The organism is Pantoea sp. MBLJ3, from assembly GCF_000816655.1.
GTDB lineage: Bacteria > Pseudomonadota > Gammaproteobacteria > Enterobacterales > Enterobacteriaceae > Pantoea > Pantoea eucalypti.
In genome coordinates this window covers 74,641-90,649 of the sequence record NZ_JSUT01000012.1, presented here as the reverse complement: position 1 = coordinate 90,649, position 16,009 = coordinate 74,641, and the positions used below count along the sequence as shown (strand labels likewise).

General features: G+C 51.8%; 11 protein-coding genes. 4 read left to right on the top strand and 7 right to left on the bottom strand.

Going from position 1 to position 16,009, the window contains the following annotated elements; all coding sequences use genetic code 11:
* Positions 1-20 precede the first annotated feature (20 nt).
* From NP77_RS16820 to serC, 6 genes are all read right to left on the bottom strand, one after another.
* On the bottom strand, positions 21-2,276 hold the full coding sequence (locus NP77_RS16820; protein ID WP_039660935.1) for a DNA internalization-related competence protein ComEC/Rec2: 2,256 nt from the start codon (positions 2,274-2,276) through the stop codon (positions 21-23).
* Positions 2,277-2,479: 203 nt separating this feature from the next.
* Positions 2,480-2,764, bottom strand: coding sequence for an integration host factor subunit beta (gene ihfB, locus NP77_RS16815; protein WP_003849360.1), 285 nt, complete (start codon positions 2,762-2,764; stop codon positions 2,480-2,482).
* Between the two features lie 82 nt (positions 2,765-2,846).
* A complete protein-coding gene (gene rpsA / locus NP77_RS16810; protein WP_003849352.1) occupies positions 2,847-4,520 on the bottom strand; it encodes a 30S ribosomal protein S1 in 1,674 nt (557 codons plus the stop codon).
* 108 nt (positions 4,521-4,628) lie between these two features.
* Positions 4,629-5,315: a (d)CMP kinase gene (cmk, locus tag NP77_RS16805; protein ID WP_008925844.1), complete on the bottom strand. Its 687-nt coding sequence runs from the start codon at positions 5,313-5,315 to the stop codon at positions 4,629-4,631.
* A gap of 200 nt (positions 5,316-5,515) precedes the next feature.
* Positions 5,516-6,802, bottom strand: a complete 1,287-nt coding sequence (aroA, locus tag NP77_RS16800) for a 3-phosphoshikimate 1-carboxyvinyltransferase (protein ID WP_039660933.1) — start codon at positions 6,800-6,802, stop codon at positions 5,516-5,518.
* A gap of 81 nt (positions 6,803-6,883) precedes the next feature.
* The gene (gene serC, locus NP77_RS16795; protein ID WP_003849345.1) at positions 6,884-7,969 is read right to left on the bottom strand and encodes a 3-phosphoserine/phosphohydroxythreonine transaminase; all 1,086 of its coding nucleotides are present in this window, start codon (positions 7,967-7,969) and stop codon (positions 6,884-6,886) included.
* 313 nt (positions 7,970-8,282) lie between these two features.
* Between serC and ycaO the strand changes: the two genes are divergently transcribed.
* The 4 genes from ycaO (at position 8,283) to pflA (ending at position 14,536) form a co-directional block, all read left to right on the top strand.
* Positions 8,283-10,046 (top strand): 30S ribosomal protein S12 methylthiotransferase accessory factor YcaO, encoded by a 1,764-nt coding sequence (gene ycaO, locus NP77_RS16790; protein WP_039660932.1) that lies wholly within the window; start codon positions 8,283-8,285, stop codon positions 10,044-10,046.
* Between the two features lie 370 nt (positions 10,047-10,416).
* Complete coding sequence (gene focA, locus NP77_RS16785; protein WP_003849342.1) at positions 10,417-11,277, top strand: formate transporter FocA; 861 nt, start codon at positions 10,417-10,419, stop codon at positions 11,275-11,277.
* 70 nt (positions 11,278-11,347) lie between these two features.
* Positions 11,348-13,630 (top strand): formate C-acetyltransferase, encoded by a 2,283-nt coding sequence (pflB, locus tag NP77_RS16780; protein WP_033761664.1) that lies wholly within the window; start codon positions 11,348-11,350, stop codon positions 13,628-13,630.
* A gap of 165 nt (positions 13,631-13,795) precedes the next feature.
* Positions 13,796-14,536: a pyruvate formate lyase 1-activating protein gene (gene pflA, locus NP77_RS16775; RefSeq protein ID WP_008925842.1), complete on the top strand. Its 741-nt coding sequence runs from the start codon at positions 13,796-13,798 to the stop codon at positions 14,534-14,536.
* A gap of 51 nt (positions 14,537-14,587) precedes the next feature.
* On the opposite strand, the gene NP77_RS16770 is transcribed toward pflA, so the two are convergent.
* Positions 14,588-15,739 carry an MFS transporter gene (locus NP77_RS16770; RefSeq protein WP_003849339.1) on the bottom strand — a complete coding sequence of 384 codons (1,152 nt, stop codon included), beginning with the start codon at positions 15,737-15,739 and terminating at the stop codon, positions 14,588-14,590.
* Positions 15,740-16,009: the final 270 nt, after the last annotated feature.

Here is a 16,009-nt window from a genome sequence, read left to right as displayed (position 1 = left end):
GTTGGAAATAGCCGGCCATTCTACCTGGATTCGCGTTTGACGCCAAACCACTGATGATACCAACGGGGCATTAATTGTTCCCGTAGGGTGTAAACCTGCACGCTGCCCTGCTCTACCCTGATACTGATTTGTCCTGACTGGCCCGTATCCAGCCATGTAAAACCGGCTGTTCGATAGTTTTCCAGAACACTTTTCGCGGGCATACGCCATGCATTGTAGCGTGCGAGCGAGGCAATCGCGGTATGTCCGCCGGTTTTGCGCAGCAGCAATGAGGTCGACGAGGTACGGCTGCCGTGATGCGGTACCTGCAGAATATCCACCTTCAGCCCCTGCTTTTCCAGCGCCACCAACTGACGTTCCGCTTTCGCTTCAATATCGCCGGTTAACATCAGCCGGACCTGACCATCATCAACGATTACCACACAGGAATCGTTATTGTCACCCGGCAAAGGTGCCGTTAGCGGCCAGACTACCTGAAAGTGGAGTTGCCGCCAGCGCCACTGCGTGCCGCGTACGCAGGGTAAATGCGTTTTCTCTGCCAGCGCGCTTCTGACTTCTACCGCTGGCCAGCGTTGCGTAATCGCCTCCAGCCCGCCGGTATGATCGAGATGTTTATGACTCAGGATGATCTGTTTTAACCGTAACTGTTTGCGCTCCAGCCATGGAATGATTACCCGACTCCCTGCGTTGTCGTTCTGCCAGCGCGGCCCTGTGTCATACATCACCGCCTCCTTGCCCTGACTGATCACCAGGCTTAATCCGTGCCCGATATCCAGCATATCAATGCGCCAGCCCGGCTCCTGATGGGACTGGCGACTCCATATCATCGCCAGCGCCAACACACAGCTGCTCAATGGCAAAGAAAAGAAGAACTGCGCACGCCAGAGAATCAGACTTCCCCATACCATAATCGTAAACCAGGTTGTGCCACTCAGCGGCCACCATCCTGGCGGCAGTAAAGCCAGAGAATGAAACAGTGCACGCACGGAGAGATCGGCCGCCCCCCAGAAGAAGCCCGATACAGGCGCCATCGGCAGCAGCAACGCGAACGTTATCAATGGCATGGTAATGAACGAGATGACCGGAATTGCCACCAGATTTGCCAGCAGTGCGGTCAGGCTGATCCCGTTGAATATCGCTACCTGCAACGGCACCATTAAAATCATCATGCCCACCTGCAAATGCAGCAGTTGTATCGGAATCCATCGCTTTTGATGACGGAATCGTGCAGGCAAGGGAAACCAGTGGTACCAGACCAGCAGCATGCCTACAGCCAGTACCGAGAGCCAGAAACTGTCAGACAAAACGGTCAGCGGATCCGTCACCAGCAGCAATGCAATACAGAAGGTCCAGACCTGCCAGCTATTGAGTTGTACACCTGCAAACCGTGTTATTGCCCACAGCGTCAGGGCCAGCAATGCACGCGCTGCGGGAGGCTGTGCTCCTGAGAGCCAGGTATAGGTTGCAGCAAATAGCCAGCTTACGATAAGCGGAAGAAGATAGCCGATACGCCGGGCTGGCAGGACAAATTGCACCCCACGCGTAATGATCCAGCCGGTGCTGGCGGCCAGGGCGATATGCATGCCCGATATCGCCATTAAATGCGCAGTACCGGTATCCCGAAGTAACTGGCGAGTCTGCTGGCTCATTTCATCCCTGATGCCAAAGGAGAGTGCCTCCAGCGTGGCACGTGCAGGCATGGAGTGGGTCCTGTCGCGATGCCATAAAATAAATCGCCAGCGTCCATTACACTGTTCGCTAACGGCAACCTGATTAAGGATCCTGCCCTGGAGCGGCGTATTATTAGCCAGAGCAAAACGCTGCGCATCGAAATCGCCCTCATTGAGACGAGCATGGACTGGTCTCAAACGAAGTCGCATCGTCCAGCGTTGTCCCGGACAATAAGTTTCCGGATCAGTATCGAAATAAAGCCAGGCATAGCGGGGAGGGAATATCATTCTGCCCTCTTCTTCCAGCAGCCGAACCCGGATTTGCTTTCTCTCTTTCCGCAGTTCACTGATCTCAAGCGTAAAGGTGGCGGGACGCATGGAGAGCTGTTCAATATCCCGCACCATCAGACGGGCATCGTTAAAAGCCCATGCCAGCAACAGCAGCGTAATACCGGTCCAGCGAAAGGATGGGTAACGGCAATGGAGCAGAGCGAGGCCCATCAGTACCAGCATCACCATCATCTTACCTGAGGGCAGTTGGGCCATCAGCAATAGCGGTAATGTTGCAACGATCACCAGTCGCGCCAGAACGGTCCATGTCAGCATAATCGTATCCATTGTTTCAGTTCGATTATTCTGGGCAATTGAGGTGAAACTAACAGGGAACAATCAGGCAGGCTGGAGCGACCTCACAAACAGAATGCGGCCTTGCAGTGTTGACGACTGTAATCTGGATATCAGTGCTCAGCCTGAATCGCAGGCAAAAAAAACGACATCCGGAGATGTCGTTTATTGGGTTCGGTATCGGCTTAGCCGTAGATGTTTGCGCGATCACGCAGCTCTTTGCCTGGTTTAAAGTGGGGAACGTATTTACCTTCCAGATCCACTTTGTCACCCGTTTTCGGGTTACGTCCAGTACGCGGAGCGCGATAGTGCAAAGAAAAGCTGCCGAATCCCCGGATTTCGATGCGCTCGCCCTGTGCCAGCGTAGTGGCCATGTGCTCAAGCATCTCTTTGACTGCATCCTCAACGACTTTCGCCGGTATATGAGTATGCTGTCCCGCCAGTCTTTCGATCAGTTCTGACTTGGTCATGTAACCTCCGGTTTATCCCTACAGGAATGTATGACAGCTTTTACCGAAACCGGGTGGTTGCCCACCCGGTGCTTCAGGTCGATTACTCGCCTTTAGCCGCTTTGAACGCTTCAGCCATAGCGCTAGAGAAATTGCCTTCTTCCTGTTTGGTGTTAACAGTATTGATAGCTTCTTTCTCATCAGCCTGGTCTTTCGCACGGACAGACAGGCTTACGACACGGTTTTTACGATCAACGCCAGTGAACTTAGCTTCAACGTCGTCGCCAACGTTCAGAACCAGAGTTGCATCTTCAATGCGGTCCAGTGAAGCTTCAGAAGCGCGCAGGTAACCCTCAACGCCGTCTGCTAATTCAACTGTAGCACCTTTAGCATCAACTGCAGTCACTTTACCGGTGACGATGGCACCTTTCTTGTTCAAAGTGATGTAGTTGTTGAACGGATCTTCTGCCAGCTGTTTAACGCCCAGAGAGATACGCTCGCGCTCTGCATCAACCTGCAGTACAACGGCAGCGATTTCGTCGCCTTTTTTGTACTCACGAACGGCTTCTTCGCCAGTCGCGTTCCAGGAGATGTCAGACAGGTGAACCAGACCGTCGATGCCGCCATCCAGGCCGATGAAGATACCGAAGTCAGTGATTGACTTGATTTTACCTTCAACACGATCGCCTTTGTTGTGCGTCTCAGCGAACAGCTGCCATGGGTTAGATTTACACTGCTTCAGACCCAGGGAGATACGACGACGCTCTTCGTCAATGTCCAGAACCATAACTTCAACAACATCGCCTACGTTAACAACTTTAGACGGATGGATGTTTTTGTTAGTCCAGTCCATTTCAGACACGTGTACCAGACCTTCAACGCCTTCTTCGATTTCCACGAAGCAGCCGTAATCAGTCAGATTGGTAACACGACCGGTCAGGCGGGTGCCTTCCGGATAGCGTTTAGCGATAGCAACCCATGGATCTTCGCCCAGCTGCTTCAGACCCAGAGAAACACGGGTACGCTCGCGGTCGAACTTCAGCACCTTAACGGTGATTTCGTCGCCCACGTTAACGATTTCGCTTGGATGCTTAACGCGTTTCCATGCCATGTCAGTGATGTGCAGCAGGCCATCAACGCCGCCCAGATCAACGAATGCACCGTAGTCAGTGAGGTTCTTAACGATACCTTTAACTTCCATGCCTTCCTGCAGGTTTTCCAGCAGCTGATCGCGCTCTGCGCTGTTTTCGGATTCGATAACCGCACGACGTGAAACCACGACGTTGTTGCGTTTCTGATCCAGCTTGATCACTTTGAATTCAAGCTCTTTGCCTTCCAGGTGCAGCGTATCGCGCACCGGACGCACATCTACCAGTGAACCTGGCAGGAACGCACGGATACCGTTGAGCTCAACTGTGAAGCCGCCTTTAACTTTGCCGTTGATAACACCGGTAACAGTTTCAGCGTCTTCGTAAGCTTTCTCCAGCGTGATCCATGCTTCATGGCGCTTCGCTTTCTCACGGGACAGCAGGGTTTCACCGAAGCCGTCTTCCACTGCATCCAGAGCAACATCAACTTCGTCGCCTACCTGGATTTCCAGTTCGCCGGCTGCGTTCTTGAACTGCTCTGCAGGAATTGCAGATTCAGATTTCAGACCCGCATCAACCAGAACGACATCTTTGTCGATAGAAACGACGATGCCACGAACGATAGAACCCGGGCGGGTTTCGATTGTTTTTAAGGATTCTTCAAATAGTTGAGCAAAAGATTCAGTCATATTGATAATCTTCAGGATTCTTCAATTTAACGTCCATCTGACTTCATGTCGGATGGGGTTGTTTCACATGCCCGGCACCTGATCCATGGTACAGGGTGATAAATTCAGTTAAGCCGTAATACCCAGCTTCTCGCGGGCATAGTGTAGCGCTTTTTCGATGACTTGATCGATAGACATCTCGGTAGAGTCCAGAACCAGTGCATCGCCAGCGGCTACTAAAGGTGCGATTGCGCGGTTGCGATCGCGGTCGTCGCGTTCTTTTATCTCGGCTAAAAGGCGGTCAAAGTTAACATTAAAGCCATTGTCCTGCAACTGTAGCATACGGCGCTGAGCACGTTCTTCCGGACTGGCATCCAGGAAAATTTTCACTGGCGCCTCCGGGAAAACCACGGTGCCCATGTCTCGTCCATCAGCAATTAATCCCGGCAGCTCGCGGAAACCGCGCTGGCGGCGTAATAACGCTTCGCGCACCCGTGGAAACGCGGCAACACGTGACGCGGTGTTGCTGACCTCCTGAGTACGGATTTCACCGGTAACATCTTCACCTTCAAGGATGACCTGCATGTCACCATTTTGTGACACAAAGCGCACATCGAGGTGTGCAGCAATCGGCACAAGCGCTTCTTCAGATTCGATGTCGACCTGATGATGCAACGCGGCTAATGCCAGCACGCGATAAATAGCACCGGAGTCCAGCAGATGCCACTGCAGCGATTCTGCCATCGCTTTACACAGTGTTCCTTTTCCCGCTCCACTTGGCCCATCAATAGTTATGACCGGGGCAGTTACTGTCATTATTCCCTCCTGTTGCTGCGTGCTTCCTGACCTTTCGGTCACCATTAATGACTCGCATTATACGCTGCATAGCGCGGCTTGGTTACTGTTTCGCACTAACCGGGTTCGTAATTTTAGTTAATTCAGAGGATCGCTGGGCCGTTACAGCCAGATTAAATCCGGGGAGATCCGGTGCGGAACCGCACCGGAAGAGAGAGATATCAGGCGCTCTGGCTGATTTTAGCCAGCTGAACGAAGTAGTCCGGGAAGGTTTTAGCTGTACAGCCAGGATCAAGAATGGTCACTGGCGTATCTGACAGTGCTACCAGAGAAAAGCACATTGCCATACGGTGATCATTGTAGGTGCCAATATCAGCATGCTTTAGCGTCGCAGGTGGGGTAATACGGATGTAGTCATGACCCTCTTCGACTTCCGCGCCGACTTTACGCAGCTCTGTCGCCATTGCGCTCAATCGATCGGTCTCTTTTACCCGCCAGTTATAAATATTACGTAACTGGGTGGTGCCTTCTGCAAACAGCGCCGTGGTGGCAATGGTCATTGCAGCATCCGGGATATGGTTCATGTCCATATCAATGGCCTGCAGCTTTCCAGCCGTACAGGCAATGTAATCATCGCCCCATTCGATCGCAGCACCCATCTTTTCCAGCACGTCAGCAAACCGAATGTCACCCTGCATACTCTGGCGTCCGATACCGGTGACCCGGACCGTTCCGCCTTTTATGGCTGCAGCCGCCAGGAAATAAGAAGCGGAAGAGGCATCACCTTCCACCAGGTAATCGCCCGGTGACTGATACTGCTGCTGTCCCTTAATCAGGAAACGCTGATAGCTCTGATTCTCAACGTCGACGCCAAAGCACTGCATAAGATTGAGCGTAATGTCGATGTAAGGTTTGGAAACCAAATCACCTTTAATCGTGATGCAGGTATCCTGCTGCGCCAGCGGCGCGGTCATCAGCAGCGCCGTCAGGAACTGACTGGAAACACTGCCATCCACACTGACATCACCGCCGGTAAAACCACCGCGTAAACGCAGCGGCGGATAGTTTTCGTTTTCCAGGTACTCAATGGTTGCGCCACCCTGACGAAGCGCATCGACCAGATGCCCGATTGGACGCTCTTTCATGCGGGGTTCGCCGGTCAGTTCGATATCGTGCGCGCCCAGGCAAAGCGCGGCAGCCAGCGGACGCATAGCGGTGCCGGCGTTGCCCAGAAACAGTGACAGCGGTTGAGATGCGTTCAGTGGTCCTGCATTCCCCGTGACTTCACACACGGTACGATCGTCTGAAAGCGTATAGCTTACGCCCAGCGCGGTCAGCGCATTCAGCATATGCTTTACATCGTCGCTGTCGAGCAGGTTGGTGAGACGGGTAGTGCCTTTAGCCAGCGCAGCCAGCAACAATGCGCGATTAGAAACGCTCTTAGAACCTGGCAGGTTCACGGTGCCATCGACACGCGAAATGGGTTGGAGAGTCAGGGAGTCCTGCATGTGAAACGAAATCCTCAAAAATACAGAGACCTCGCCGTGTGACGAGGTCTGGCATCAGCATTAGTGCTGATATTTTAATAATCAGCCGTGGCGACGTTCAAAATCGACCATGAAATCGGTCAGCGCTTTCACACCTTCCAGCGGCATCGCATTATAGATAGAGGCGCGCATACCGCCTACTACACGATGTCCTTTAAGCGCATGCAATCCCGCCTTAAATGACTCTTCCAGGAACAGCGCATCCAGTGACGCATCCGCCAGCTGGAAAGGAATGTTCATGCGTGAACGGTTTTCTGTCGCCACATCATTACGGTAAAAACCACTATGATCGATGACGCCATAAAGCAGGTCAGATTTTGCCTGATTAATACGATCAATTTCAGCGACACCGCCCTTCTCTTTCAGCCATTTAAATACCAGCCCCGACAGATACCATGCAAACGTCGGTGGGGTGTTAAACATCGAATCGTTATCGGCCAGTACTTTGTAATCGAGGATTGAAGGCACTGAGGCATGCGCCTGGCCCAGCAGATCTTCACGCACAACCACCAGCGTTAATCCGGCCGGGCCTACATTTTTCTGCGCACCCGCATAAATCACGCCATAACGACTCACATCGATCGGACGAGACAGAATGGTAGAGGAGAAATCAGCAACAACGGTTTTACTGCCGAAGTCAGGCTGTTCATCAATGGCGATGCCATCAATGGTTTCATTCGGGCAAAAATGCAGGTAAGCGGATGCCTCACTTACCGCCCATTCGCTCATCGGCAGGATAGCGCGTTTACCGTCGCGGGTTGTTTTGACATCCAGCGTGCGTGGGGAACAATACTTTTCCGCTTCTTTTATTGCGCTATGCGCCCAGTAGCCGCCATCAACATAGTCAGCAGTTGTCGCCTGACCCAGCAGATTACCGGGTACAGCAGCAAACTGCGCGCGCGCGCCGCCATGACAGAATAAAACTTTGTAATTGGCCGGTATTTTTAGCAGATCACGGAAGTCCTGCTCTGCTTCTTCAGCTACCTGAATAAACTCTTTACTGCGGTGACTGATCTCCATTACAGAGGTACCCAGACCGCGCCAGTTCGTCAGTTCCTGTTCTGCACGACGAAGGACTTCAACCGGTAGCATCGCCGGGCCAGAGCTAAAATTATAAACTTGCGTCATTTCCCCTCACCACTGTCATATCGAACGGTTATGAATAACCATTCGGTTTTATCACTGCATACTGATAGCTGCAATCATAAATCAGGGCGCGGTCACATTTTCTGAATATGCCTCGCCGGAGGTTATGTTACCAATGCAAACCAGCGCGGAATTTTGTGAGGCGTTATCCAGCACCATTAATCCACGTTTGGCCTGAGAGCCGATGTGATAAAAACTAAGCCGGTAAAAATGTCCCGCCCTGATAGCGGTCTGTAAGCAAAATCCGTATCATTGCGCGCTTTACGCACCCCATGACAACAGAGAGAGCGGCACTATGACGCAAACATTTATCCCGGGCAAAGATGCCGCACTGGAAGACTCCATTGCGCGTTTCCAGAACAAGCTGCAGGATCTCGGCTTTAACATTGAAGAAGCTTCCTGGCTGAATCCTGTTCCCCATGTCTGGTCAGTGCATATCCGCGACCGCGATTGCCCGCTCTGCTTTACCAACGGCAAGGGCGCCAGTAAAAAAGCTGCGCTGGCCTCTGCACTGGGCGAATATTTTGAGCGTCTCTCAACTAACTACTTTTTTGCTGACTTCTGGCTGGGCAAAAAGATCGCGAACGGCGACTTTGTTCACTATCCCAATGAAAAATGGTTCGCGTTACCTGAGGATGATTCCTTACCTGAAGGCATTCTGGATGCGCGCCTGAACGCGTTTTACGATCCCGACAATGCTCTGACGGCTTCCGGCCTGATTGATCTGCAGTCTGGCAATGCTGAGCGCGGTATCTGCGCCCTGCCGTTTACCCGCCAGTCGGATCAGCAAACTGTTTACATCCCGATGAATATCATCGGCAACCTCTATGTCTCAAATGGCATGTCCGCAGGAAACACCGCGAATGAAGCGCGTGTTCAGGGCCTCTCCGAAGTGTTTGAGCGCTACATCAAGAACCGCATCATCGCGGAAGCAATCAGCCTGCCAGCGATCCCTGATGAGGTAATGCAGCGTTATCCAGAGGTGATCGAGGCAATTGCCCGCCTTGAAGCGGAAGGCTTCCCGATTTTCGCTTATGACGCCTCGCTGGGCGGTAAATATCCGGTGATTTGTGTGGTGCTGTTTAACCCGACCAACGGAACCTGTTTTGCCTCCTTTGGTGCCCACCCCGATTTTGGTGTGGCACTGGAACGAACTGTCACTGAGCTGCTGCAGGGCCGAAGCCTGAAAGATCTTGATGTGTTCACGCCACCGACTTTTGATGATGAAGAAGTCGCTGAACATGCCAATCTGGAGACCCATTTCATTGATTCAAGCGGTCTTATCTCATGGGATCTGTTTAAAGAAACAGCGGACTATCCCTTTGTTGACTGGTCATTTGCAGGCAGCACCGAGCAGGAATTCTCCACACTGATGGCCATCTTTGCCTCGGAAGATCAGGAAGTCTATATTGCTGACTACGAGCATCTGGGTGTCTATGCCTGCCGCATCATCGTACCGGGGATGTCTGATATCTACCCTGCCGAAGATCTCTTCCTGGCGAATAACAGCATGGGCGCGGGCATTCGTGAAACCCTGCTGGCCCTGCCTGACAGCAACTGGAATCCGGAAGAGTATCTGGATCTGATTGGACAGCTTGATGATGAAGGTTTTGACGACTTCACTCGCGTTCGCGAACTGCTGGGTCTGGCAACCGGTAAAGACAACGGCTGGTACACACTGCGTGTTGGCGAATTAAAAGCGATGCTGGCGCTGGCGGGTGGCGATCTGGATCAGGCACTGATCTGGACAGAGTGGACAATGGAGTTTAACAGCTCCATCTTTACGCCAGAGCGGGCTAACTACTATCGTTGTCTGCAGACTCTGCTGTTACTGGCAATGGAAGATGAGCGTGATCCGCTGCAGTATCATCACGCCTTCCTGCGTATGTACGGTGAAAGCGCGATGGAAGCAGCCTCAGCCGCCATCAGTGGTGAACATCCATTTAACGGTCTGCAGGCCGTTGATGATGAACTGCAGGCATTCCCGGCTCATCAGTCCCTGCTTGCTGCTTACGAAAAACTGCAGGCGGCTAAGCGTCTCTACTGGAAAAATGCGTAAGTTATAACGCGACTGATCCAAAAAGAGGATTAACATGGCACCGGAGTTTTCTGGTGCCATAATTTTCTGCCTTCCTTGTGGAACATTAGCTGTATTAAAATCCATTCAATTACATCAAATCATTTTAATTAACATATCAGCCATTAATTACTCATCAGGCAGGCCCTTCAAAAAGGGTAAGTCTTTTTACATTAAAAAAATTTTGCATTTTTAAAATTTATTTAACTAAATAAATTCAAAAAGTTAGAGATTTATTTCGCTTTTCCTCTGCGATTTACAGGCTGCCATGTCGGCAAACATGATCCATATCAATTCCTGACCTATACTCCTTTGTTAGTATTTTTCCAGACAACTTCTGGAGTAAGTTAGTGTGAAAACTGACAACCCTTTTAATCTTTTATTACCAGCCGCAATGGCGAAAGTGGCCGAAGACGCCGGTATCTATAAAGCAACCAAACATCCCTTCACCACCTTCTTTCTGGCGATAAACGCTGGCGTATTTATCTCCATCGCATTCGTTTTTTATATTACAGCGACCACCGGCAGCGGCACGATGCCCTATGGCATAGCCAAACTGATTGGCGGTGTCTGTTTCTCACTCGGCCTGATGCTGGTCGTCGTGTGTGGCGCTGACCTCTTTACTTCTACTGTCTTAATCGTCGTCGCCAAAGCCAGTGGCCGCATCAGCTGGGGACAGCTGGCCCGCAACTGGATTAACGTTTACGCCGGTAACCTTGCAGGTGCCCTCTTCTTTGTCGCCCTGATGTGGTTTGCCGGACAGCATATGGTCGCGAATGGCGCCTGGGGATTGAATGTCCTGGAAACCGCCGATCACAAAATGCATCACACATTCATCGAAGCGGTTTGTCTGGGTACGCTGGCGAATTTGCTGGTCTGCCTCGCCGTCTGGATGAGTTACTCCGGCCGTACCCTGACCGATAAGCTGGTGGTAATGATTTTGCCTGTTGGCATGTTTGTCGCCAGCGGTTTCGAGCACAGCATCGCCAATATGTTTCTGATTCCTTATGCCATTGTCATTCGCGACTTCGCGGCACCTGAATTCTGGCAGGCTGCTGGCACCACGGCGGCACAGTTTCACTCGCTTACCGTGAGCAACTTTATTCTCGACAACCTGATTCCTGTGACCATTGGCAACATCATTGGCGGCGGCATTCTGGTTGGGTTGACCTACTGGGTTATCTATCTCCGTAAAGGTGACCAGGTCCATTAAACACATTTTGACGGCACAGGACGTTGACTGTGCCCGACCGTCAAGTCTCTTCATATAAGGCAGGTATATTATGACCGAACTTAATGCAAAACTGGCTTCAGCATGGGAAGGATTTGCTGAAGGCGAATGGCAGAATAGCGTCAATGTGCGCGACTTCATTCAGAAGAACTACACCCCTTATGAAGGTGATGAGTCGTTCCTGGCGGGCGCAACTGAAGCGACCACTAAACTGTGGGAAAGCGTGCTGGAAGGCATCAAAATTGAAAACCGCACCCACGCGCCAGTTGACTTCGACACCGACCTCGCCTCAACGATTACCTCGCACGACGCAGGCTACATCAATAAGTCGCTGGAAAAAATCGTTGGTCTGCAGACTGAGGCACCATTAAAACGTGCGCTGATTCCTTTTGGCGGCATCAAAATGGTCGAAGGTTCATGCAAAGTCTATGGCCGTGAACTCGATCCTTCACTGAAAAAAATCTTCACCGAATACCGTAAAACGCATAATCAGGGCGTGTTCGACGTTTACACCCCGGACATCATGCGCTGCCGTAAATCAGGTATCCTGACCGGCTTACCCGATGCCTATGGACGTGGCCGCATCATCGGTGACTATCGTCGCGTGGCTCTCTACGGCATCGATTTCCTGATGGCGGATAAATTCTCCCAGTTCGCCTCTCTGCAGAACGATTTAGAGAATGGCGTGAATCTGGAAGCGACCATTCGTCTGCGTGAAGAGATCTCGGATCAGCATCGTGCGCTGGCGCAGATTAAAGAGATGGCCGCAAAATATGGCCACGACATTTCGGGCCCGGCAACCAATGCCGTTGAAGCCGTACAGTGGACTTATTATGGCTACCTTGCTGCCGTTAAATCACAAAACGGTGCTGCCATGTCCTTTGGCCGCGTCTCAACCTTCCTGGATGTTTACATCGAGCGTGACCTTAAAGCCGGTAAACTGACTGAAGAACAGGCACAGGAACTGATTGACCATCTGGTCATGAAACTGCGTATGGTTCGCTTCCTGCGTACTCCTGAATATGATGAGCTGTTCTCAGGTGACCCAATCTGGGCAACCGAATCACTGGCAGGTATGGGCGTTGATGGCCGTACTCTGGTTTCAAAAAGTACCTTCCGCTTCCTGAATACCCTGTACACCATGGGTCCTTCACCTGAGCCGAACATGACCATTCTGTGGTCAGAAAAACTGCCAATTAATTTCAAAAAATATGCCGCTAAAGTCTCAATCGACACCTCATCTCTGCAGTATGAGAACGATGACCTGATGCGTCCTGATTTCGACAATGATGACTACGCCATCGCCTGTTGCGTCAGCCCGATGATTGTCGGCAAACAAATGCAGTTCTTTGGTGCACGTGCAAACCTGGCGAAAACCCTGCTCTACGCAATCAACGGCGGCGTGGATGAAAAACTGAAAATGCAGGTTGGACCGAAAGGCGACAAAATCAGCGATGATGTGCTGGACTTCGACACCGTCATGGAGCGTATGGATCACTTCATGGACTGGCTGGCAAAACAGTATGTGACTTCGCTGAACATCATTCACTACATGCATGATAAGTACAGCTACGAAGCCGCGCTGATGGCCCTGCATGACCGTGACGTCTATCGCACCATGGCGTGTGGCATCGCTGGTCTCTCCGTTGCTGCGGATTCACTGTCTGCGATTAAATATGCCAAAGTGAAACCGATTCGTGATGAAGATGGTCTGGCGATCGACTTCGACATCGAAGGTGAATATCCACAGTTCGGTAACAACGACTCCCGCGTTGATGACCTGGCCTGCGATCTGGTTGAACGCTTCATGAAGAAAATTCAGCAGCTGACCACCTATCGTAATGCCGTGCCGACACAGTCTGTTCTGACCATCACCTCAAACGTGGTGTATGGTAAGAAAACCGGTAACACACCGGATGGACGTCGTGCTGGTGCACCGTTTGGACCCGGTGCTAACCCAATGCATGGCCGTGACCAGAAAGGTGCGGTGGCTTCACTGACTTCCGTCGCGAAACTGCCGTTTGCCTATGCGAAAGATGGCATCTCTTATACCTTCTCAATCGTGCCAAACGCGCTGGGTAAAGATGATAACGTGCGTAAAACTAACCTTGCCGGTCTGATGGATGGTTACTTCCATCATGAAGCGAGCATCGAAGGCGGTCAGCACCTTAACGTCAATGTCATGAACCGTGAAATGCTGCTGGACGCGATGGAGCATCCAGAGAAGTATCCGCAGCTGACCATCCGCGTTTCCGGTTATGCTGTGCGCTTTAACTCCCTGACTAAAGAGCAGCAGCAGGATGTGATTACCCGTACCTTCACACAGTCACTGTAATCACGGCTCAACCCGATATAAAAAGGCTCCTCGCGGAGCCTTTTCCTTAAAAGTCTGTTTTGTTGGTCATCTTTATCAAGGTTCCCACCAGAATCGATTTCCTGCCCTGAGCGCAACAGAGATTGCGCCGTCTGTCCCGGCAGACTCACTGGAGAACACATCGCAATGTCAGTTAACGGTCGTATCCACTCATTTGAATCCTGCGGCACCGTCGATGGTCCCGGCATCCGTTTTATCACCTTCTTTCAGGGCTGCCTGATGCGCTGCCTCTACTGCCACAACCGCGACACCTGGGATACCCACGGCGGCAAAGAGATCAGCGTTGAAGCGCTGATGGCGGATGTGCTTTCCTATCGCCATTTTATGAACGCCTCTGGCGGCGGTGTTACGGCCTCTGGTGGTGAAGCGATTCTTCAGGCTGAATTTGTGCGCGACTGGTTTCGCGCCTGTAAAGCGGAAGGCATTCATACCTGTCTCGACACGAACGGTTTCGTACGCCGCTATGATCCGGTGATCGATGAACTGCTTGATGTTACTGACTTAGTGATGCTCGACCTGAAACAGATGAATGACGATGTGCATCAGATTCTGGTGGGGGTCTCTAATCACCGTACCCTGGACTTTGCCCGTTATCTGCAGAAAAAAGGCAAGAGAACCTGGATCCGTTTCGTTGTCGTACCGGGCTATTCCGATGACGATGACACCGCGCATCGCCTGGGCGAATTCACCCGTGATATGCAGAACGTTGAGAAGATTGAATTGCTGCCCTATCACGAACTGGGTAAGCATAAATGGATTGCGATGGGTGAAGAGTACAAGCTGGATGGCGTAAAGCCGCCGGGTAAAGAGACGATGGAGCGCGTGAAAAACATTCTCGCCAGTTACGGCCACGAAGTGATGTACTAACAATCGGCCACAAAAAAGGGAGCTTAATGCTCCCTTTTGGCCAAATGGCGATCAGGCATGTGCCACTGGCGTAGCCTGATGATTCGTTTTGCGCAGCAGCATAACCAGATAAATCAGCGCCACAGCCGCGATCATCACGAACAATAGCTGGTCAGAATAATTCTGCATCAGAACAGAGGTCATTGCCGGTCCAGCCAGACTGCCTACGGTATAACTCATCAGCAACGCCTGGTTCATTGCAACCAGCTCATGGTGGGCGACCGTCTCACAAGCCCAGGACATCGCCACCGGATAGAGTGTGAAGCCTGCCAGGCCCAGCACAAACAGCGCAGGCGCCATCGCGGCATTGGTCAACATGGCCATCGCGCCCAGGATAACGACAAAAACCTGAACCCGTAGCACCAGCATGCGACCAAAACGATCAGCCAGGCGGCCAACGGGCCACTGGCCCACAATACCTGCGCTGACCAGCAACGCCATCCAGTAACCGACATTTGCGTCACTCATTCCCTGATGTGACAGGTAAAGCGGCATCAGGCCATAAAGCGAGCCCAGAAGGATGCCAGAGATGATGCAGCCATTAATACCCAGGCGGGAACTACGACGACGCAGCATCGGCCAGATGCGGGCCGGAGCCGCCTCTGTCGCTTCACCATTACTGGAAACGCGGGTAAAGACCAGCGGCAGCACGGCGCAGAAGACCAGCGAGGTTACCCACGGGATCACGCTGAGTAATTCCGTAGAGAGTTTGCTGACCAGTAACTGGCCGGTCACAGTACCGATGTAATAGACAACCATGTAGGCCGCCAGCAGTTGTCCGCGATTACGCACCGTGCCGCTGCACAGAAGTGCGCTCTCAACCACCACCCACATCAGCGCACAGCCGACACCCGCGATGAATCGCATTGAACTCCAGGCCCAGAAGCCCGACATCATCGCCAGGCACAGGGTCGCGACGGCAAACATCACGGTAGCCAGGTAATAGCTGCGATTGAAGCCGTACTGTCTGATTAACCAGCCAGCCAGCAGCGTGCCTGCGAGATTACCGGTGTAATAAGACGAACTTACTATACCCACCTGCCAGGTTGTCAGTAAGTCATGCGTCAGCCACAGTGGAACGAGCGTATTCAGCACGGCAATTGCGACAGTCATTAACATCAGGCCGCAAAGCAGCAGTATCACGGGGCGTGACCAGGTTGACATAGTGGATAGAAACCAGAGCAAATGAAGGAAATTGCGCGCAGTTTGCCATTAGCTTTTTTAAAGTCAACGGAAGGAATTTAACGGCAGCACATTTTGCTGCCCGACAATTTAATTTACTAATCTTCAGTGGGTTACAATCGTCTTAAGCGACAGGCGGCTAAATGCTATCTCTATGAAAAATTAGGTTTTTAAGCACTCCAGCACATCTGTTATCGATAACGTTTATTTGTGATTAAATCAGCGAGATATAAATCCTATTTTTCAGATGCA

Coding starts and splice junctions, on each gene's coding strand:
- serC (WP_003849345.1), bottom strand. CDS start 7,969: ATGACGCAAGTTTATAATTTTAGCTCTGGCCCGGCGATGCTACCGGTT.
- cmk (WP_008925844.1), bottom strand. CDS start 5,315: ATGACAGTAACTGCCCCGGTCATAACTATTGATGGGCCAAGTGGAGCG.
- pflB (WP_033761664.1), top strand. CDS start 11,348: ATGACCGAACTTAATGCAAAACTGGCTTCAGCATGGGAAGGATTTGCT.
- NP77_RS16820 (WP_039660935.1), bottom strand. CDS start 2,276: ATGCTGACATGGACCGTTCTGGCGCGACTGGTGATCGTTGCAACATTA.
- NP77_RS16770 (WP_003849339.1), bottom strand. CDS start 15,739: ATGTCAACCTGGTCACGCCCCGTGATACTGCTGCTTTGCGGCCTGATG.
- pflA (WP_008925842.1), top strand. CDS start 13,796: ATGTCAGTTAACGGTCGTATCCACTCATTTGAATCCTGCGGCACCGTC.
- ycaO (WP_039660932.1), top strand. CDS start 8,283: ATGACGCAAACATTTATCCCGGGCAAAGATGCCGCACTGGAAGACTCC.
- rpsA (WP_003849352.1), bottom strand. CDS start 4,520: ATGACTGAATCTTTTGCTCAACTATTTGAAGAATCCTTAAAAACAATC.
- aroA (WP_039660933.1), bottom strand. CDS start 6,802: ATGCAGGACTCCCTGACTCTCCAACCCATTTCGCGTGTCGATGGCACC.
- ihfB (WP_003849360.1), bottom strand. CDS start 2,764: ATGACCAAGTCAGAACTGATCGAAAGACTGGCGGGACAGCATACTCAT.